Source organism: Pedobacter frigidisoli (assembly GCF_004331675.1).
Classification (GTDB): domain Bacteria; phylum Bacteroidota; class Bacteroidia; order Sphingobacteriales; family Sphingobacteriaceae; genus Pedobacter; species Pedobacter frigidisoli.
This window is the reverse complement of the sequence record NZ_SJSN01000002.1, coordinates 85,661-104,251: the sequence shown is the minus strand read 5'-3', so window position 1 is coordinate 104,251 and position 18,591 is coordinate 85,661. Positions and strand designations below refer to the sequence as shown.

The following is an 18,591-nucleotide window of genomic DNA, read 5'->3' as shown; positions in this document are numbered from 1 at the left end:
ACACGGGACGATAAGAAGATCTGCAACAATGGGGATGATGCAAGTTTGTAATAGCTAAGTTTCAGTTCGAAAACTACTTACGTAATTTCAAAACCACTGGTTTTAAAAACAGCTAAATATTTATCTCATGGATATTTTTGATAAACTTTGTCACACTTTTTTTGCAAAGATATAATTAATACTAGTGTTTCATCGCAGCACAACCTTAAATGCGTAGCATTAATTATACAAGTTGATAATTATTTGATCTCAATTTGATTAAATCATCGTTTATACAATATTTTACGTGTTTTTACTTCTAGCTAATTTTCTGTAATGTTGATCTCGATCAACTATTTACTTACAACCAACAGCTATATCTATTTTTGTTTGGATTCTGAAAAGGTTAAAAGATGTGTATTGAAGTAATCTTTATCGGTAAAAATGTGGAAAGGTTAACAACTTTTGCTTTAAATAAAAAATGGAAATATTATGTACATTTCCACCTAAGCCTAAATAAAAAAGTTTTTTCCTCATCGGAAAAAACCTTTAGTTAAATCAATTTTGAACAATCTGATAATTCACATTTACCCGCTTCGGATAATTACTTTCCTCAAAATTTAATGATACAAAAGTGGCATTTCCACTGAGCTCATTTTTTAAGGCATCTTCATAATAAAATTGAATTTCTTTCTGAAAATCTTCCTTTAAATGCTTTGCAGTTTCGGCTAAAAGATTCCTATCGTTCAGATTTTCTGGCAACAAAGTGATGTCGCAATTCCCTTCACTTATTTCTTTAACTAAATATTTCATTTGTTTTTTGGCTTTCCCTTTAATCGGTAATGGAAAGAATGCTCAAAAGTAGGCTAAGTCAATATGCTTCATGTAATCTAAAAGTTAATTTTTCGTGTTTTTTTTTTACAATAACTCATATTAGAACAAAATCTTTGGAAAATAAAAAAGCCTCAGATGTAAATCCAAGGCTAAACGTTTTTCTGTAGATTGTATTGTAATTCAGGGTAAATATTTTGTTATTACAACTGGGCTTCTTTCTGAACTTTTGGTTCATCAGTACCATCTTGTCCGTTTTTAAATTCTTTAATTCCCTTGCCTAGCCCCCTCATCAATTCTGGAATTTTCTTTCCACCAAATAATAAAAGGATTGCTATGGCTAGAATGATCATCTCTGGTCCACCAAGGATTGCTGCGATTGTTGTATTTAACATTTTTCTTTAGTTTAAGGTTCTTCAAGGCAAATCCATTTACCGGATTTAATACAACATACGTATATTCTTTGGTCTTGGATTTTAAGTAGGGAAATTTACCTACAAATAGTCAAATTAATAAATTATAAAACCTCTGGTTTTAACTTTAGGAATAATCCTGATTCATCCAATTGGCATTTATATGCTTTAAGATGTTATATTCGTTAAAATTATTTATTCGCATCATCCCATTAATGAACCATTTAGATTCACCTCTATTTAAGGCCCTCTTTGATACCAACGCACCTCGAATTGTACTAAAAGCCAATGCGCCAGATTTTACGATTTTAGCCTACAATGAGGCATATAAGGTAGCAACAAACAACAATAATAGAGAAATTAGCGGCATGTCGCTGTGGCAAGCCTACCCTGGAGAGGAATCTTTGATCGGAAAAAAAGTGTTGGCGGATGGATTAATGCTGGCCCTAGAAACAAAACAAGCCACTAAACTTCCTGTTTTCGAATACAAAATCCCAGATAATGACCCAACAGAAACGCAAGAGAGTTGGTGGCAGCTCGAAATTATGCCAATACCCGGAAACGATGGCAAGACAGAATTTTTATTAACCACTACCCATAACATTACTGCTCTCGTTTTAAGGGAAAGAAATTTTGATTCCTCAGTACAGAGGGAAGAAGATCTAAGTCGTAAACTCGCCGATACACACGAACAATTGGCTGCTTCTAATGAGGAACTTCAGGCAAGTATTGAGGAATTATTAACTTCTAATCATGCGCTGAGTAAATCGAGACACGATTTAGAATCACTGAATATCCAGTTGGAGGAAAGAATTTTAAGACGTACAAACGACTTGGAATTTAATAGGCATTTGCTGCAAAGCATTATACAAACCACACCTGTAGCAATGACTTTGTTGGTTGGTGGCAGCTTGATTATTGAGCACCCAAACCCACCAATGTTAAATATTTGGCAGAGAACATGGGGCGAAACTGTGGGAAAAAGTATTATTGATGTTTTCCCTGAATTGAAAGGTCAGCAATTTCCAAAATTACTAGCCAACGTTTTTGAAACAGGCCAAAAGATTGCAATGCCTGAGGTTGTTGTTGATATATCATCCAAAGAAGGCAATATCAAACAAATTTATGTTAACTTTTCTTACGACCCTATTTTTGATGGGAAGGGAAAAGTGGTCTATATCCTGGCCACAGTTATGGATATTACTGAAAGTGTGGAAAGCAGAAAAAAGCTTGAGGAAAGCAAGGTAGCTCTTCAGTTTACTATCGAAGAGCTTGCAGCTTCTAACGAGGAACTTGCCGCAACAAACGAAGAATTAGCCACCACAAACGAAGAATTACAAGAATCGCAAGACAGCTTATTTCTAAAAAATGAGGAGCTTGCAGATGCTGAGGAAAATTTGGGTTTGGCGTTAGAATCTGGAAACTTGGGAACGTACAGTGTAGATCTCGTATCCAGAAAATTCGAAATCTCTAATCGGGCGAGGGAATTTTATGGACTGGCAGAAACTGGAGATATTTTTTGGGGTGACGTGGTAGCTACGGTGGTACCAAGTTACCTTCCAATCATCGAAAAAGCTCGAAATAAAGCCTTAATTAAAGGCTTACCCTATGATGTGCAGTATCCAATTATCCAAAAATCGAATGGTGAGCTACGCTGGATAAGGGTGGTAGGAAAAAGTACCGAGAACTCCAAAACAAAGGCCGCCAAGTTTATTGGGGTTATCATCGATATCACTAAAGAGATCGATGATCGACAAAAGATTGAGGATAGTGAAAAGCGGTTTCGTACCATGGCCGAAGGAACTGATGTGCTTATTGCCGTAGGTGATGAAACCAATATGTTTACTTATTTTAATGATGCCTGGTTCAAGTTAACAGGGCGATCAATGGAAAATCTACTCCAATTGGGATGGGTTGATTTAATTCATCCCGATGATAAAGAACGTTACAATTCCATTCAGCTTAATGCCTTTGATCAGAAAATTCCTTTTACCAGCGAATTTAGAATTTTAAATAAAGAGGGCGAATACAGATGGCTTTTAGCCAAAAGCCCGCCACGATTTAACACTAATGGCTTATTTGTAGGTTACATTAGCACTTGTGTAGACATTACGGAACTGAAAAAGGATGAGCAAAGAAAAAATGATTTTATCGGCATGGTTAGCCATGAGCTGAAAACGCCGCTAACTGCAATTAACGGTTTTGTGCAGGTTTTACAAAGCAGGGCAAGAAAAACGCAAGATGAATATTACGGCAATGCGCTGGGTAAAACCCACAACCAGATAAAAAAAATGACCACCATGATTAATGGTTTCTTAAATGTTTCACGATTGGAATCGGGCAAATTATCGATCCAAAAAATAGATTTCAGCCTCAATGATCTATTAAGGGAAATGGTGGAGGAAAGTGACCTTATTCAATATTCTCATTCCATCGATTTATCAATCAAGGAACCCATCATCATCAATGCAGATAGAGATAAGATTGGAAGTGTAATCTCAAATTTACTTAGTAATGCCGTAAAATACTCAAATGCAGGAACAGTGATCGATATTAATTGCTACACAGATGAGCAAAACGCTATTGTTAGCGTTAAAGATCAGGGAATAGGCATTAGTGCCGAAGATAGCGCCAAACTTTTTCAGAGGTATTATCGAGTAGGCTCTAACCATACTATTTCAGGTTTTGGAATAGGGCTTTATTTAAGCGCTGAAATAATCGAAAGACACGATGGTAGGATTTGGGTAGAAAGTAAGGAAAATGTTGGAAGTACATTTTATTTTAGCCTACCCCTATAAAACCAATTGTTATTTCATTGGAATGGTAAACCAAAAAGTACTGCCCGCTCCTATTTCGCTGGTTGCACCAATTTCGCCGCCATGCCTTTTTATAATCTCGGCACAGATGTATAAACCAAGTCCCAAACCCGAATATTGTTTACCCGCATGGTTTGCCCGCCAATAACGTTGAAATAAATGTGGCAACTGCTCTGCCGATATTCCATCTCCAAAATCTTGAACAGAAATTTTGGCAAATTCACCTACCTTTTCTATCTTGAGTACAATCGTTTTAGATGCTGAGGCATATTTAACGGCATTATTTACAAGATTAATAACTACCTGATCAATTCTATGCTCATCTCCGTACATCATTAATCCCTCATCGCCAACAACCTCCAACTCATATTTACCCTCAAGGCGCACATGGCTGCAGCAGTTATTCAACATATCCCAAGCAGAAAAATGGGTTTTATTTAAACTCAACTCGCCCTCGGTAAAACGATTCACATTCAGAAGTTCATCAACGAGGCTATTAATTTTATCCATGCTCCTACATGCAGATTCAATTAATTTCCCCAACATCGGGTGAGATGGATTATTCTTTATTCGATCTAAAAGTTGCAGGTTAGCCTTTAAGGTTGTAATTGGCGTTTTAAGTTCGTGGCTGGCAATACTTAGAAAATCGTCTTTATGTTGATCGAATTCTTTCCGATTGGTAATATCCTTGGTTACGCCAACCATTTTAACTGCATTACCTTCTAAATCAAATTTTGGTTTGCCAGAATCAGATACCCAATGTTTGGTGCCATCGGGCCAAGCGATTTGATATTCGGCAAAGTATGTAGCATTTTGATCAATTGCAGCATCAAACTGGCGCTTAACATAATCCCTATATTCAGGAAGCATAAGGTTAAATAAATCGACAGTTTTTAAAATCTCATGATGTATTAAGCCAAAGTTCGAATAATAAATCGGTGTAGCTGTTATGATTGTGGTTTGTAAATCAATATCGTAAGAACCAAGTTTGCCATCGCTAAGGGCAAGTTCGAATCGTTCATTGCTTTCTTTAACAGCATTATGGCTATTTTCGAGTTCATAAACTTTACGCCTAAGCTCTAACTTAGCCATTACCTGCTTGGCCAAAACCTTTAAGGCCTCAAGCTGGGCATTATCCAATTCCCTACTTTCGTGATCGATTACACAGAGTGAGCCCATCGCAAAGCCATCACTATTGACTAATGGAATACCCGCATAGAAAACAATATTTGTTTCGCCGGTTACTAAAGGATTTTTAGAAAAACGAGGATCTAGCCTGGCGTTCGAAATTAAAAAGGCATCATTAGGTTTGGCTATGGCGTGAGCGCAAAATGAAAAATCTCTGGGAGTTTCTGTTGCATTAAGTCCAGTGTGCGATTTAAACCATTGTCGATCTCGGTCTACAAGACTAACAAGTGCAATAGGTGTTTTGCAAATAGCCGCGGCTAAGGTAGTTAGTTCGTCGAAATCATCTTCTTCTGCCGAATCTAAAATATGGTAAGATTGTAGCGCATCTAAGCGATCTATTTCATTAAGTAAAATGGGGTATTGAGCGTGCTGTTCATTGGAGATTCCATCACTTCCTAACATATCTTTATTCTCCATTACTAAGTGATTCCTTAAATTTAAGTTGATTGTAAAGGTATCGTATTTATACGTGATATAGCCTTTCTAATTATTGCTAAAAGTTGTATGAATTAATTTCTCGCAACAGGCTTGATATATCAATCTTTAGGCTTGTAATTGTTGATCAACTCTTTTAAGCAAATCATAAATATCAAACGGTTTTGCTATAAAACCTTGAGCTTGGCAGTTATTCTTAATCTCGCTTAGCCCTGCATGGGCACTCATCATTAAAACTGGAATATTCTTGGTTGATGCGGAAGACTTGAGTAAACTGCAAACATCAAGTCCACTACCATCAGGGAGCATTACATCTAATAGGAATAAATCGGGAGCAGCGTTTTTAGCATTTAACATAAAATCGTTTATGTTTGAATACCCAGATACCTCATAATTTTCTTCGCTCAGCAAAAATTCTATAATTTCTCTAATTCCCGGATCATCTTCTAGCACACAAACCCTTTTTCCCATTATGATATTATTAATTTACCCCTTACGCTAATTTAATTCTAATCTTATAGTTAGTTAACTGCTAACAAATTAAATTGTTTTAATTTATTTGATTTATAGCCCTCTGGAATAGGTTTTTGATGTTTGGTAGTGAGTAAATTTTGAACGAACAAATTATTAATTATTAGCTTAAATTGTAAATCCGCCCCCTAAACTTGTCGCGTTTACCCTTTTTGATTTATAAAATCTTCTAATATCTTTATTCTATAAAAAATATGAGCTATGGAAACTGAAAAAAGCACTCCGATAACCATTGATACCATTGTTAACGCACCAGTTGAAAAAGCCTGGGAATTTTGGAATAATCCGGAACACATTAAAAATTGGGCGTTTGCTTCTGATGGCTGGCATGCACCTCATGCAGAAAATGATTTACGTGTTGACGGAAAATTTACCACAACCATGGCTGCAAAAGATGGTAGCATGAGCTTCGATTTCGGCGGAACTTATACCAGCGTGATAGTAAACAAATTGATAGAATATACTTTGGAAGATGACAGAAAAGTTAAAATAACTTTTGAGGAAACCGATGGAAAAACGCACATTATCGAAACATTCGATCCAGAAAATATCAATACAATTGAACTCCAACGAGGTGGTTGGCAAGCCATTTTAAATAATTATAAAAAATTAGTAGAATCAGCTTAGATAAATAGTCGAAAGCATCAACCACTTTTTTTTAATCCAGCACAACAACTAATATTAAAAGTATTTTTGTTTTCTTTTGTGTCTTTTGTGGTCATTTGCTAACCACAAAAGACACAATTTAATCTTAACCAAAATTAACCAAGGCTCATTTCTCTAACCGAAGAAATGCACGATGGAACAGTAATCAAACCTTAAATCTTCAACCATCCCGTAATACTCATCCGTTGTTTATTGGTAACCAAAACCTCGTGTGCTAATGCAGAACTTTTAAAAAACACACTCTTTCCATTACTTGGCGATATATCTTGCTCGGTATCTTCATGATAGATACGGAGTTCTCCCCCATCTTCAATCTTCCAATTCGCATTTAGATACATAATCATAGAATATTGGCGGCTTCCATTATTCTTAAATTGATCGATGTGTTTCTTGTAGAAAGACCCTGTTTCATAAAGGGTATAATGAAATTCGTAACCCGTAATTCCGGTGTAGCAGGTACTGTTTAAATGAAGCACAAAGTTATCCATCAAATCAAAAAAATCATTTTCGTATTGATTATTATGCTTTCGATCTAACCAGTAAATAACATCACTTCTAATTAATTTATCCTGATTAACAATTATTTTATTTCCAACGCCAGCGTTGACAAGCTTCTTGTTCTGAAATAAACTAATGAGGTTATCTTTTAAATGAGCTGAAAGTGAAATGCTCAAAAAATTCTCGGTGACACCAACTTGGTTATCAATATAACTATCGATAAGGCAATCAAATATTTTTTCCAATTAATGATGATTAATTCCTAAACAGAATGCCTAAAGCGAATAAGGTAGTCTTTATTCGTCGATAATCTTAAAACTAAATGTTAAATTGCGATTTCAAACCAAATATTATGAAATACATCCTTGCGCTAGTTCTCGTTTTAAATTGCATTTACACCAAAGCGCAGGATAGTACAAAAGTTACCAGAACGGTTAGCGGTGTAATTTCGATGCGGGCTGATATGATTCCTAAGCCAGATACCAATCAGGTTTTATACGATGAAAAGGGAAAAGCTTTACGCTATTATCAATATAACAAGATATTAAGTACAGGATTATACACCATAAAATTAAGTGAAGATAAATCTTTACCGCGGAAGCAAGTAATCACAAAATTAAGTGAGGAGCAACTGAATAAATACAATACTTTAATTAGAGAAAATACTAAGATTAAGAATCAATATGTTTACGAAACGAAAAAGCTTGATGCAGCACCCTTAACTGCCTTTTACGAACAAGATAAGTTAGATAATAAGGTAATTGTACAAATTTTTTGGTATGCGAACTGTAGTACATGTACTGATTTCTTTGCCGAACTAAGTGAGTTTTTTAAATCTTTAGGCGACCCAAAAGACCTACTCGTTTTGTTAGTTACCAACGACAATCAAGATGTCGCCAAAAAGAAACTTAAGGAAATGCCCTTACGTAATGCTGAACTAATAAGCTCAGGAAAAGCAATAGCTGATGCATACCAAATTACAGGATATCCGGCATACATTGTTTCTGATAAAAACTATGTTATTAAATATGCCGTTGCAGGATTTTCTAGATTGGCCATACCCGATCTAAAAACTGCTATTAAGACAAGTTTAGGTAGATAACAATTTCCAGATTCGAAGAAAATGGGAGAAACTGTATTGTAACTTTTAAGTAACGCCATCACTATAGTCCATTAGCTTGTTTATATTGTATTAACAAAAATCAACCCATTAATGGATCAGAAAATAATCACCTTGTATGATGAGTACACGCATAGCCAGGTAAGCAGAAAAGATTTTATGAAAAAGCTGGCCATCCTGGTGGGGAGCACGGCACTAGCAATGACTATTCTACCAATGCTGGAGAATAATTATGCTGCAGCAGCAGATTTCATCAGCGATGATATTGAAGTCGAAAACATCACTTATCCTGGCGTTGAGGGCGACATGAAAGCTGTTCTGGCGAAACCAAACGGGAAAAAGAATTTGGGCTGTGTGTTGGTTATTCACGAGAATCGTGGGTTAAATCCTCATATTATTGATGTGACCAAAAGAGTTGCAGCCGAGGGTTATTTGGCATTAGGTGTCGATGCACTTTCGCCACTTGGAGGTACGCCAGCAGATGAGGACAAAGGTCGTGAGCTAATTGGAAAGTTAGATCCAGAAAAGAATCTCCAAAATTATTTAAAAGGCTTGGAATACCTGAGAAACAGAAAAGATGGCAACGGTAAAGTTGGTTGTATGGGTTTTTGTTGGGGCGGCGGAATGGCAAATAAATTGGCCGTCAACGATCCAAAGTTACAGGCTGCTGTTGCCTATTACGGTGCGCAGCCTAATGCGGCAGATGTATCCAAAATAAAAGCAAGCGTAATGTGCCACTATGGAGGTTTGGATGAACGCATTAACGCGGGAATTCCGGCTTATGAAAAAGCTTTAAAGGAAAATAAAATCGATTATAAAATTTACATCTACGATGGCGTAAACCATGCCTTTAACAACAACACCTCTCCTACCAGATACAATGAAGCGGCGGCAAAACTAGCTTGGCAGCGAACTATGGATTTATTTAAAAAAGAATTGGCAATATTAACGCGGTAATTAGAAAAGATCAGTTCGGAGCATTTCCTTTAAGATATTGGATTGAACATCAAAGTTATTGAGGTGATTCAGGAAATTTATATCAGATATTTTCTGATAACTGCTTTCCAATAAAGTGATTACTTCTTTAGAAATATCGGTTTTTAGCACAGCCGCATTGCTCTTAAGTTTATCATTTTTGTATTGAAGCTCTTGAACAATTTTTTCTCTTTCCGAAAGGTTGTTCGAAGTATCTAGATCTTTTAAAATTGCCAAATCGCAAAGCAGAAACAAGTTTCTACTTGGAAAAAACAAGTAATAAGCATCTTGATCCAAAAATTTATAAAGCTCAATAATCAATTCACCAGACTTTAAGCCCAGATAAAACTCTGTTCTGAAATCGAATTTGCAAAGCCTGCCCATTAGTTTTTTTTCAATGATGGCGTAGCTATTGGCATAAACACTCTTACCTTGATAATCGATCAACTTTGATAGCTGATCAGTAGTTAAATCGAAATAAAATTCGTTGGCGTATTTGGAACTGAAAACATTAATGTTTCGGGAGAATGGAAATTCGTTACTCAATTCTGAAAGCACACTAAACAGCTTTCTGAGCGATAGATTGATCTTTAACGATTGCCTTTGCTTTTCTTGGTTAAAGCTTTTCTGATCAACAAAAGAACTACCAATTTTATCGACAAGTGCTTCGTTTAAATCTATTTCATCATAAATTAATGAAACATTTTTCTCATTACTGGTTTTAATTTTCCGCAGTAAAGCTACAACACTATCGGTAAATTGAAGATGAAAAAGATCCAGTTTTTCGATATCAAGATCTTCATTGTTGGCAAATAATTGGTGAATAACCTGGGTTCTTAAGTATATTTTGTAAATCACCTCATCATCAAAAAACACAGAGAGCAACTGCAAGCGGTTGATCTCTGTGTTCGATTTTTTTAAAATATTTAAGCGGTATTCATCCATTGTTTAGCTAGCTCACCCTGGTCACATTCTTTTTCAACTCAGCCTCTAAAGTTTTCAATTCACCATCTAGCACTTTTCTACTTTGCGCACCAGCTTCGTGTATTTGTTTAACCTCGTTTAATGTTTCAATTAATGATGAAGTCGTAATTTTTAAAGTCTCCAAAGAAACAACAGTTTTCTCATTCTCTTTAGCAACATCAATACTATTTTGTTTCAGCATTTCTGCGTTTTTCTGCAAAATCGTATTGGTTGTATCAGAAATCTTCTTCTGCATTTCTACATTGGCTTTTTGCCTCTGCAACGCCACAGCAATCGTCAACTGGTTTTTCCAAACGGGAATCGTTGTAGAAACAATAGATTGTGCTTTCTCGGCTATTGAAGTATTGTTGTTTTGAACAACCCTAATTTGCGCCAAAGATTGAAGCATGATGAAACGCACAATCTTCATATCGGCCAAACGCTTATCTAAACGACTGGTGTAATCTCTCAAATCTGCAATTTCATAATCTTGATAATCTGCAGGTCTTCCCTCCATTTCAGCAAGCTTAAGTTGCAATTCGCTGTATTTTAATTGTCCGGAGATAATTAACTCTTCCATTTGGTGAATGTAGCCAATATTGCTATCGAACATGGTTTGCAACGAGCTGTTATCCTTGATCGAATTTAACCTGCCTGCCTTAATTTTGTTGGTGATCTTATCGATATTATTCACCACAACATCATACTTTTGGAAAAGCTTCTTAACATCAACAACAAGGCTTTTTAAGAAAGGTATTTTCGATATAAAACTCTTAAAACCACTCTGTTCCAATTCAGAAACATCGATATAATTAAGCTCTGTGAGTAATTCATTAATTAAGCCACCAACCTCGCCACTATTGTAGGTTCTTACAGACGATAAAAAATCGTTACTGTATTTCTCCATAGAGTTTTGAGCTTCGCTACCATAATTCAGGATCGAATTAACATCAGATGGTTCTAAAGATTTACCGATCTCTTTATATTTTGCGGTTTCTTCACTGGTAATTACTTCGAGATTTACGTTTCCATCCTTATCCAGTTTTACTGGCGTAAGACTTTGCGTAACGTTAGGGTTAGTTTCCATAGTTTTAATTTTTAGCCATTAAGCTATAAATAGTTTTGAGTTACCGTTTTAACCGTATCTTCTAATTTTTTATCTTTCGTTGGTTCTCCAATAGCATTGAATTTCCATTCGCCATTTTTCTTGTAGAAAACACCCATTACCATAGATACAGAACCTTTAAATGCAGCTTCGTTGGCAATATCATACTTAGCAAAAACCTCATTTACGCGTTTGCTCGTACCTTCGTAAATGCGGATGGAGGCAAAAGGAATGGTTCCAAAATCATGACCTCTAAAGCTATTTAGAACAAAAGCAACGTAACCTACGTTGGCATCCAACTGAGAAAGATCTAAGGTAATTACCTCATTATCCAACCCATCGTCGCCACCCATATCACCAGTTAAATCGTCGCCACTGTGCTTTACAGAACCATTTTTCGATTTTAGGTTACCGAAGTACACCACCTCTAAAAGTTGTTTGTTATCATTATATAATACACAACTTCCGTCTAAATCTACAGCTTCTTTTGATGAACCAAAACCGAACATTCCTTTCTTTTCGATAGCGCCCCAGTTAATGCCTACGCAAATGTTTTGTAGTTTACTGCCGTTGGTTTTTTCCAGACTGATGCGCTGTCCTTTTTGAAGATTGATTGCCATAATTTATTATTGATATTTGTTTAAGTAATCCTGTAAACCACCTTTCATTCCCATTCCAACCGCCTCAAATTTCCATTTGCCTTCGCGTTTGTAAATTCTTCCAAACTCTACAGCAGTTTCAATCGAGAAATCTTCTTCCAATTCGTATTTCAAAATTACTTCATTGGTTGTAGCATCAAAAATACGAACAAAAGAGTTTCTAACCTGACCGAAATTCTGTCTTCTGTTTTCGGCGTCGTGAATGGTAACCACTACACAAATTTCACTTACTTTTGAATCAATTTTGGTTAAATCTACCTTGATTTGTTCATCATCTCCATCTCCATCGCCAGTTAAATTATCTCCAGTATGCTCTACAGCACCATCAGGAGAAACCAAATTGTTGTAAAAAACAAAACTCTCATCAGAAACCAATTTTTTCTGATCATTTAAAATGAAAATTGAAGCATCTAAATCGAATGCCGTACCTGTAGAAGAGCTGTTGGTATCCCAGCCTAAACCTATCGTGAATTTTGGAGCATCGATATTTTCTCTTTGCCCCTTTTGCAAATTAATAGCCATATTTTAAATTAATTTATAATTGTTATTTTTTATGTAATCCTTTATTAGATGTAAATTTTTACTGTACGCCTCTATAGTGTGATAACCATTTCCCAAAGATAAATCGTATAGCTGATTAATAAAATCGGTATTTCTGCGCTCTAAAAATATGGTAAAGCTGCTCGAAGCTGTATTTAAAATATACTTAACAATTCTGGTATTGAAACAAAAATTACCACTATCGATGATTTCCTCCAAATCAAAAATAGACTTTATTTGATGGTAGTTTAGAAAATTCTCCACATTAGGATGAATACTCTTGTTAACCAGTTCCGCAAAATAAAGCATGTGCATTTCGTTTGATAATCCGTAAGCCTTGGCCATTTTCAAAATCATTCTTTCGTGGCTTCCAGTGATTTTAATATCATCAAGAAACAATAAGGTTTTGCCGACCAAAAATTCCTTATCAATATGGAAGGAATCATTTCCAATTAAAGTTAAGCGTTCTTCAGCACTTAATTCGCCATAATCTTCCTTATAGGTTACCGTCCTATGCACCTTGGTTTCTTGCACAGATAAGCCACCATTTTCTACCAACCATCGATTTAATTGAGAAACGAAGTAGTTTTTCATCGCAAAAGTTGCAGTAGGAATAAAGCTGTAAGGGCTCGAAATCACGACGATTTGATCGATTATTAAATTATCTGCTAGATAATATTTAATAAAACCATCAGCTAAATCCTTTCCGAAAGAGCGGGCAATTAAGTCATCGCCAAATTTAAATCGGCTGTAATGATCTGGATCAAAACCGAAATCTGTCGTATTATCAATTTTATGAAGAGAGTATGTATATGGTATCATGAAAGTAGCTGTAAAATAGATTGATTGTTGGAATTGATCAACATACTTTTAATACCCAATGCTTCAGCGCCTCGAATATCAGCATGAGGATTATCTCCAACATGAATAACATTATTTAAGATTAATTCGGGATGTTTTTCTCGGTCGATCGTATTTAACATCAACTCAAAAAAATTAGGGTTTGGTTTCGACATTCGAACTTCGTCAGAGTACAGTTGAAAATCGATAAACTCATCAATGCCCAAATGATTAATCACCTTTCTTAATGTTTTACCCTTGATAAAACCTGTATTGCTTAAAATATTGGTCGTGCTTAATTCTGGCTTCTTAATTTTCGCTAAAACAGGCAGACAATTATCGCAATAAAGTAATGGCATGTGAGCAAAAATCAGTTCCTCCATTTCATTGTACAAAGCTTCTAAATCAAGGTTCTGAAACTCAAAACTAAAATCATTGATCATGCTAATCACCATAAGGTACATTTCATCGGCATCAACGTTTTTACCTGTTTTCTCATTGATGGCATTAACCATTAAATCTACCTGACGAAAGATAACTGCAATTTCATCAATACTCTTATGCTTCGAATTAAACCTTTCGTAAAAATACTTCGTTCTTTCGAGCTTAAAAGTAGGGTTCGATTTTATTAATGTTAACCAAAGATCGAATGAATAATGTTTATAATAAGCCATTGCACCTATTTCCTAATCTGTTCTATTAAATCCTAATACTACAAAATTGGACGTAGAATTAGAAATATTTCAATGTAAGTTTTATTATAAGTAAACCCTACACTTTACGATTTTTCGAGTACATCTTCAGCTTTTTCCGCTACCTCGGCCTCGCCTATATTCTTTTTGGGATAGTTAAACAATAGGGAACTTACAACAGGCAAAATGAATATTGCTACAGTAAATATCGAAACAAATAAATCTGTTTTTTCACCCTCAATAACATGGGAAATTGGAGATTCTGGATAAAAATGGGTAAACAACGATGATGTAAGTTTTATACCTAAAACACCAATAACGATAAATGCTACAGTTTCTAAGAAAGTAAATTTTTCCATTAGCTTAACAAAAGCTTGTGCTACGAATCGCATAGCCAAAATACCAATGAAAACGCCAATGTAAATTAACCAAATGTGATCGGTAAATGCCACCGCAGCGAATACGTTATCAATAGAAAATGCTAAATCCATTACTTCAACAAGTGCAACAGTGGCCCAAAATGTGCCAACCAAACCTACTGTTGATTTATAAATCCAGCTTTTGCTTTTATCTACTTCTTCTTCGGCTTCGTTATTCTTCGCATTCTTTTTTCTAAAATAATCAAAAGCTAACCACAATAAATACAATCCACCTAAAGGTTTTAACCACCAAATTGTAACCAACCAAGCGGCCAAGAATAAACAAATACCTCTAAAAACGTAGGCACCAATAATACCATATTTAAGCGCCTTATCCCTTTGGCTTTTAGGTAAATCCATTACCATAGTTGCCAATACAGCAGCATTATCAACAGAAAGTAGACTTTCTATTACGATTAGGTTTAATATAATTAGTAGTCCGGCCTGTATGTCATCACCTAAAATAGTGTGCAAGAAATCCATAATGAGAGTTGTTTTGTTTAATTAAAAATTTAGTTTGAACAAAGAAACAAAATTATCTGAATGAAAAAACCCTTGAGAAAATTTTATTATAATCTTTGGAATTAATAACGGGGTTTCTGTTACAGCTTATCCTAAATTAATTTAGCAGCAGTTGGTAAATATTGCCCTTTTCGCCAGCTAAGAGAATTTGGCTTCCTTTTTTAGCTCTTTGCACTGCATTAAAGCTTTTATCAGAAATATGTTTCCAGTTTAGTCCACCATCAATTGAGATATCTGTACCTGAAGTGCCGGTTGCCACCAATGTTTTAGCGTTAATATAGGCTATACCTGAACGAAAGCCCGAAACTGGATTGATGGGTTTTTGCCACGTTTTTCCTCCATCTTTAGTAAAAAGCACATTATTGCTATTTTCCTTATCCTTAATGTAGTTACCGCCAACCACTACCCCATTCTTACTATCGTAAAAATCCACAGAAAATGGACCTGTGGTACTTTCACCTTGCCAAATTGGGCATTTGTACACTTCCCAAGTTTTACCATAATCGGCAGAATAATAAATGTTTGATACCGTTCCTCCACTAGAAACCCAAACCTTTCCACCTGGTAAGGTTTTTATGGTTGTACCACTTGCAGCAAAACCAGCTTCTCCTTTCGATAACGGAAATTTAAGGTTTTCAGAAATATCCGACCATGTTTTACCAGCATCGACAGTTTTCAGCAACTGCATTTTATCTTTTATCGGATCGCCAAAAATAATCGCTTTGTTTTTATCCCAAGCACCAAGACCGTCGAGAAAAATAGCAGAATCTAAATTTTTGTAATGCTCGGTCCAAGTGGCGCCACCATCTACAGTTTTTAAAATATATGCTGGAGAACCTGCATTTACCACAATTGCATTTTTATCATCAAAAGCCTCAATATCCCTAAAATCGAGCTTTTCGTAGCCTTGGGGTTTTATCCATGTCCAGGTTAAACCGCCATCTATTGTTTTACCAATGGAGCCGTTATTTCCACTCACCCAGGTAACTTGATCAGAAACCACACTTAAACCGCGTAAACTCGTTTTAGTCTTTTCGTTTAGGGGCTTAAAAGTATACGATTGTGCTGCGCAAAAAAAAGGTGCCATTAAAAGGCACCATATTAAATTCTTCATGTTTATTATTTAACGCGTCTAAATGTTTCCGATCGGCCCAAAAGAGAGATACCAACATAACCCCTCACGTTTAAAACATCGTTGCCTTTCAAAGTCATGTTACAGCTGTAGTCTTTTCCACTCTTTGGGTCGTAGATTGTTCCATCTGTCCATTTACCATCATCGTAAACAAAATCCTTTAAAATTTCCAAATTAAGGAGCGCTCTTTTTTGCAATTTCCCATCTGGATTTTTCGCATCTAACTTTGGTTTTCCGTTTAGATTTGGTTCTTTCATCCAGGCTAATTTGCCATAATATTTGTCGCCTTTCTTATAAATTTCAATTTGTCCTTCTCCTGATGGGTTAAGCCATTTGCCCACAACAGCATCTTTACTTTGTGCCAGTGCTGAAAATGATACCGCCACAAACAGTAGCATTAAAAATGGAAGTTTTCTCATATTTTTATTTCTAGTTAGTTTTTAAATATAGTTATTTGACTTTTATATCGAAACTCTAAATAAAGAGAAAAAGTATGAGAATGTTTTAAATTATAAAATTTTACTTTGAAACCATAGGCATATATTTTTGGCGGTAAGCATAAAACAGGAACAGATTGAACAATAACATTACTGCAACCATTGGCAAATCTTTAGGACCTAAAAAGGCATGATATAAAAATATGTTTAGTGTTATAGGGAAAATCATAATTGCAGCCAATGGTGCTGTTCTACCAATTAACAACAAGATACCTGATATTAATTCTGTTCCTTTAATTAGCGGCATTAAATATTTTGCGGCCATAACACCTGTCATAAATGTGGTTTGGTCTGCTGTCATCTTAGGCATATCACCCATTGATATATTCAAGAAAAAGGGAACAGATGCAAATAAATACATTCCTCCTAATAAAACCCTGATGATGATTAGTGCAATTTTCATGTGATTTGGTTTGGTTTAGCTAAAAATAATAAAAAGCATGAATTTTCTTACGCTTTTTAGCGCTTATTTTATTTGTTATAATCGTAATTTACCATCCATTGGATACCAAATTTATCTGTAGCCATACCGAAAAGCGCTCCCCAAAACATTTTGTCTAGCGCCATAGTAACTTTTCCTCCTGCTGATAAACTCTCGAATAGTTTCTTGGCATCGTCTTCACTTTCCGCATCTACAGATAATGAAATTCCTGTACCAAAGGTTGAAGGCGGCATTGGATCGGTAATATCGGTTCCCATTAAGATATTGCCGCCAATTGGCAAAGCGATATGCATGATTTTCTCTTTATCCTCAAGTTTCATTCCCTCACAACCAGGCGCATCAGCGAAACGCTGAACGACTATAAATTCGCCTCCAAAAACTGACTTATAAAAGTTGAAAACTTCTTCGGTGTTACCATTAAAATTTAAATACGTGTTTAGTGTTGCCATAATTTGTTTTGCTATGCCTTTGTTTAGCTGTTAATTATTATTTGTTTGTTCGGTGAGTGCTATCCAATTGTTTATAAATTGCTCTAAGACAGTCTTCTTTGTTTCAATATTCTCCAAGCCATAAAACCTAGCTTCTCGCCTATCTTTCCAATTTCCTTGCAATAAAGTTGAATCCTCTATCATGTTTCCATCGTAAAAAATAAATATGATTTGGATAAAACCTTTTGCCCTTAAGTTAAATGCCGCAAAATCTTTCACATAGTAAAAACTTGGTGCATTCCATTTTATCCGCTCGGCAAGCTTACTATTCGCATTAATAATGATTGACCTTAATTTTTCTATTTCGGCTTTGTAAGGATGGTCTAGAATTGCCATGTATTCATCTACCTGATCCTCACCAGAAACTTGATTTTTTTTAATCGCCATAGAAGCTTTAGTTTTCCAATCTCAATTTTACTCACCAACTAGTTTAGTCAACGTTATTTTCATCCAATGCGACCATTTTTTGCCATCACATCGCTCCCAAGTTCCCTCTATGGTGCTTTCCTTAAAATTCCCTTTAAATCTTTCGTTATCAGAAAATATCAAAATTATATCATCATAAATTTTTAAGGTTGATATTGATATATTTCCTTCATCATCAAAAGATTGCGACCTAAAAACATCTTCCAATTCATCGTAATGAGTAATTTCCAACGATTTGATTTCCTTACCATTGAGCTCTACATCTACCTTATGCAATAGAAAAAAGCCACCTTCAACCCATTCGTAAATATCCGTTCCACTAAGCAAATCGCCATTTCCTGTTGTACCTTGTGTTTTCCAAACCCCAATATAAGGCGCTAATAATTGCAGTTTCGATTTGCTCATGCTTGTGGG

The 18,591-nt window shown here is 35.5% G+C and carries 22 protein-coding genes; 4 read left to right on the top strand and 18 right to left on the bottom strand.

The features are described 5' to 3' along the window. Positions 1–537: 537 nt before the first annotated feature. Together EZ449_RS03360 and tatA are read right to left on the bottom strand one after the other, a co-directional pair. Positions 538–792: a hypothetical protein gene (locus tag EZ449_RS03360; RefSeq protein ID WP_131556555.1), complete on the bottom strand. Its 255-nt coding sequence runs from the start codon at positions 790–792 to the stop codon at positions 538–540. Between the two features lie 221 nt (positions 793–1,013). Beyond that, on the bottom strand, positions 1,014–1,205 hold the full coding sequence (tatA, locus tag EZ449_RS03355) for a twin-arginine translocase TatA/TatE family subunit (protein ID WP_131556554.1): 192 nt from the start codon (positions 1,203–1,205) through the stop codon (positions 1,014–1,016). Positions 1,206–1,438: 233 nt separating this feature from the next. Between tatA and EZ449_RS03350 the strand changes: the two genes are divergently transcribed. Next, positions 1,439–4,021 carry a PAS domain-containing sensor histidine kinase gene (locus tag EZ449_RS03350; RefSeq protein WP_165499683.1) on the top strand — a complete coding sequence of 861 codons (2,583 nt, stop codon included), beginning with the start codon at positions 1,439–1,441 and terminating at the stop codon, positions 4,019–4,021. A 9-nt stretch (positions 4,022–4,030) separates the two neighbouring features. On the opposite strand, the gene EZ449_RS03345 is transcribed toward EZ449_RS03350, so the two are convergent. Beyond that, positions 4,031–5,644 carry a GAF domain-containing sensor histidine kinase gene (locus tag EZ449_RS03345; protein ID WP_131556552.1) on the bottom strand — a complete coding sequence of 538 codons (1,614 nt, stop codon included), beginning with the start codon at positions 5,642–5,644 and terminating at the stop codon, positions 4,031–4,033. A gap of 126 nt (positions 5,645–5,770) precedes the next feature. Further along, positions 5,771–6,133 (bottom strand): response regulator transcription factor, encoded by a 363-nt coding sequence (locus EZ449_RS03340; RefSeq protein ID WP_131556551.1) that lies wholly within the window; start codon positions 6,131–6,133, stop codon positions 5,771–5,773. 261 nt (positions 6,134–6,394) lie between these two features. On the opposite strand from EZ449_RS03340, the gene EZ449_RS03335 reads away from it, so the two are divergent. After that, positions 6,395–6,820: an SRPBCC family protein gene (locus EZ449_RS03335; protein ID WP_131556550.1), complete on the top strand. Its 426-nt coding sequence runs from the start codon at positions 6,395–6,397 to the stop codon at positions 6,818–6,820. 191 nt (positions 6,821–7,011) lie between these two features. On the opposite strand, the gene EZ449_RS03330 is transcribed toward EZ449_RS03335, so the two are convergent. After that, complete coding sequence (locus EZ449_RS03330; RefSeq protein ID WP_131556549.1) at positions 7,012–7,602, bottom strand: 2OG-Fe(II) oxygenase; 591 nt, start codon at positions 7,600–7,602, stop codon at positions 7,012–7,014. A 107-nt stretch (positions 7,603–7,709) separates the two neighbouring features. Between EZ449_RS03330 and EZ449_RS03325 the strand changes: the two genes are divergently transcribed. Next, positions 7,710–8,459 (top strand): TlpA family protein disulfide reductase, encoded by a 750-nt coding sequence (locus tag EZ449_RS03325; protein ID WP_165499682.1) that lies wholly within the window; start codon positions 7,710–7,712, stop codon positions 8,457–8,459. A 111-nt stretch (positions 8,460–8,570) separates the two neighbouring features. Continuing rightward, the gene (locus EZ449_RS03320; RefSeq protein ID WP_131556547.1) at positions 8,571–9,434 is read left to right on the top strand and encodes a dienelactone hydrolase family protein; all 864 of its coding nucleotides are present in this window, start codon (positions 8,571–8,573) and stop codon (positions 9,432–9,434) included. On the opposite strand, the gene EZ449_RS03315 is transcribed toward EZ449_RS03320, so the two are convergent. From EZ449_RS03315 to EZ449_RS03255, 13 genes are all read right to left on the bottom strand, one after another. Continuing rightward, positions 9,435–10,397 carry a hypothetical protein gene (locus EZ449_RS03315; RefSeq protein ID WP_131556546.1) on the bottom strand — a complete coding sequence of 321 codons (963 nt, stop codon included), beginning with the start codon at positions 10,395–10,397 and terminating at the stop codon, positions 9,435–9,437. 7 nt (positions 10,398–10,404) lie between these two features. Next, entirely contained in the window at positions 10,405–11,502 is a 1,098-nt protein-coding gene (locus tag EZ449_RS03310) for a toxic anion resistance protein (RefSeq protein ID WP_131556545.1), read from the bottom strand. 23 nt (positions 11,503–11,525) lie between these two features. Then, a complete protein-coding gene (locus EZ449_RS03305; protein WP_131556544.1) occupies positions 11,526–12,140 on the bottom strand; it encodes a TerD family protein in 615 nt (204 codons plus the stop codon). A gap of 6 nt (positions 12,141–12,146) precedes the next feature. Further along, a complete protein-coding gene (locus tag EZ449_RS03300) occupies positions 12,147–12,701 on the bottom strand; it encodes a TerD family protein (protein WP_131556543.1) in 555 nt (184 codons plus the stop codon). Positions 12,702–12,704: 3 nt separating this feature from the next. Beyond that, positions 12,705–13,541, bottom strand: coding sequence for a phosphoribosyltransferase family protein (locus EZ449_RS03295; RefSeq protein ID WP_131556542.1), 837 nt, complete (start codon positions 13,539–13,541; stop codon positions 12,705–12,707). Then, positions 13,538–14,233, bottom strand: coding sequence for an HAD family hydrolase (locus EZ449_RS03290; RefSeq protein WP_131556541.1), 696 nt, complete (start codon positions 14,231–14,233; stop codon positions 13,538–13,540). Before EZ449_RS03290 ends, EZ449_RS03295 begins: the two co-directional genes overlap by 4 nt. Before the next feature lie 104 nt (positions 14,234–14,337). Then, on the bottom strand, positions 14,338–15,153 hold the full coding sequence (locus tag EZ449_RS03285; RefSeq protein WP_131556540.1) for a TerC family protein: 816 nt from the start codon (positions 15,151–15,153) through the stop codon (positions 14,338–14,340). Positions 15,154–15,289: 136 nt separating this feature from the next. Beyond that, a complete protein-coding gene (locus EZ449_RS03280; RefSeq protein ID WP_131556539.1) occupies positions 15,290–16,306 on the bottom strand; it encodes a WD40/YVTN/BNR-like repeat-containing protein in 1,017 nt (338 codons plus the stop codon). Positions 16,307–16,311: 5 nt separating this feature from the next. Further along, positions 16,312–16,743: a DUF2147 domain-containing protein gene (locus tag EZ449_RS03275; RefSeq protein ID WP_131556538.1), complete on the bottom strand. Its 432-nt coding sequence runs from the start codon at positions 16,741–16,743 to the stop codon at positions 16,312–16,314. A gap of 100 nt (positions 16,744–16,843) precedes the next feature. After that, positions 16,844–17,224 (bottom strand): DoxX family membrane protein, encoded by a 381-nt coding sequence (locus tag EZ449_RS03270; protein ID WP_131556537.1) that lies wholly within the window; start codon positions 17,222–17,224, stop codon positions 16,844–16,846. A gap of 68 nt (positions 17,225–17,292) precedes the next feature. Next, positions 17,293–17,712, bottom strand: coding sequence for a VOC family protein (locus EZ449_RS03265; RefSeq protein ID WP_131556536.1), 420 nt, complete (start codon positions 17,710–17,712; stop codon positions 17,293–17,295). Between the two features lie 30 nt (positions 17,713–17,742). Next, positions 17,743–18,138 (bottom strand): DUF1801 domain-containing protein, encoded by a 396-nt coding sequence (locus EZ449_RS03260; protein ID WP_131556535.1) that lies wholly within the window; start codon positions 18,136–18,138, stop codon positions 17,743–17,745. 27 nt (positions 18,139–18,165) lie between these two features. Continuing rightward, complete coding sequence (locus EZ449_RS03255) at positions 18,166–18,582, bottom strand: hypothetical protein (protein WP_131556534.1); 417 nt, start codon at positions 18,580–18,582, stop codon at positions 18,166–18,168. Positions 18,583–18,591 lie beyond the last annotated feature (9 nt).

Bases quoted from the DNA above. Each gene is read 5' to 3' on its own strand.
- EZ449_RS03295 (WP_131556542.1), bottom strand. From the start codon at position 13,541: ATGATACCATATACATACTCTCTTCATAAAATTGATAATACGACAGAT.
- EZ449_RS03285 (WP_131556540.1), bottom strand. From the start codon at position 15,153: ATGGATTTCTTGCACACTATTTTAGGTGATGACATACAGGCCGGACTA.
- EZ449_RS03325 (WP_165499682.1), top strand. From the start codon at position 7,710: ATGAAATACATCCTTGCGCTAGTTCTCGTTTTAAATTGCATTTACACC.
- EZ449_RS03350 (WP_165499683.1), top strand. From the start codon at position 1,439: ATGAACCATTTAGATTCACCTCTATTTAAGGCCCTCTTTGATACCAAC.
- EZ449_RS03360 (WP_131556555.1), bottom strand. From the start codon at position 792: ATGAAATATTTAGTTAAAGAAATAAGTGAAGGGAATTGCGACATCACT.
- EZ449_RS03265 (WP_131556536.1), bottom strand. From the start codon at position 17,712: ATGGCAACACTAAACACGTATTTAAATTTTAATGGTAACACCGAAGAA.
- EZ449_RS03345 (WP_131556552.1), bottom strand. From the start codon at position 5,644: ATGGAGAATAAAGATATGTTAGGAAGTGATGGAATCTCCAATGAACAG.
- EZ449_RS03305 (WP_131556544.1), bottom strand. From the start codon at position 12,140: ATGGCAATCAATCTTCAAAAAGGACAGCGCATCAGTCTGGAAAAAACC.
- EZ449_RS03260 (WP_131556535.1), bottom strand. From the start codon at position 18,138: ATGGCGATTAAAAAAAATCAAGTTTCTGGTGAGGATCAGGTAGATGAA.
- tatA (WP_131556554.1), bottom strand. From the start codon at position 1,205: ATGTTAAATACAACAATCGCAGCAATCCTTGGTGGACCAGAGATGATC.
- EZ449_RS03275 (WP_131556538.1), bottom strand. From the start codon at position 16,743: ATGAGAAAACTTCCATTTTTAATGCTACTGTTTGTGGCGGTATCATTT.
- EZ449_RS03310 (WP_131556545.1), bottom strand. From the start codon at position 11,502: ATGGAAACTAACCCTAACGTTACGCAAAGTCTTACGCCAGTAAAACTG.
- EZ449_RS03315 (WP_131556546.1), bottom strand. From the start codon at position 10,397: ATGGATGAATACCGCTTAAATATTTTAAAAAAATCGAACACAGAGATC.
- EZ449_RS03290 (WP_131556541.1), bottom strand. From the start codon at position 14,233: ATGGCTTATTATAAACATTATTCATTCGATCTTTGGTTAACATTAATA.
- EZ449_RS03280 (WP_131556539.1), bottom strand. From the start codon at position 16,306: ATGAAGAATTTAATATGGTGCCTTTTAATGGCACCTTTTTTTTGCGCA.
- EZ449_RS03270 (WP_131556537.1), bottom strand. From the start codon at position 17,224: ATGAAAATTGCACTAATCATCATCAGGGTTTTATTAGGAGGAATGTAT.
- EZ449_RS03300 (WP_131556543.1), bottom strand. From the start codon at position 12,701: ATGGCTATTAATTTGCAAAAGGGGCAAAGAGAAAATATCGATGCTCCA.
- EZ449_RS03340 (WP_131556551.1), bottom strand. From the start codon at position 6,133: ATGGGAAAAAGGGTTTGTGTGCTAGAAGATGATCCGGGAATTAGAGAA.
- EZ449_RS03335 (WP_131556550.1), top strand. From the start codon at position 6,395: ATGGAAACTGAAAAAAGCACTCCGATAACCATTGATACCATTGTTAAC.
- EZ449_RS03320 (WP_131556547.1), top strand. From the start codon at position 8,571: ATGGATCAGAAAATAATCACCTTGTATGATGAGTACACGCATAGCCAG.
- EZ449_RS03255 (WP_131556534.1), bottom strand. From the start codon at position 18,582: ATGAGCAAATCGAAACTGCAATTATTAGCGCCTTATATTGGGGTTTGG.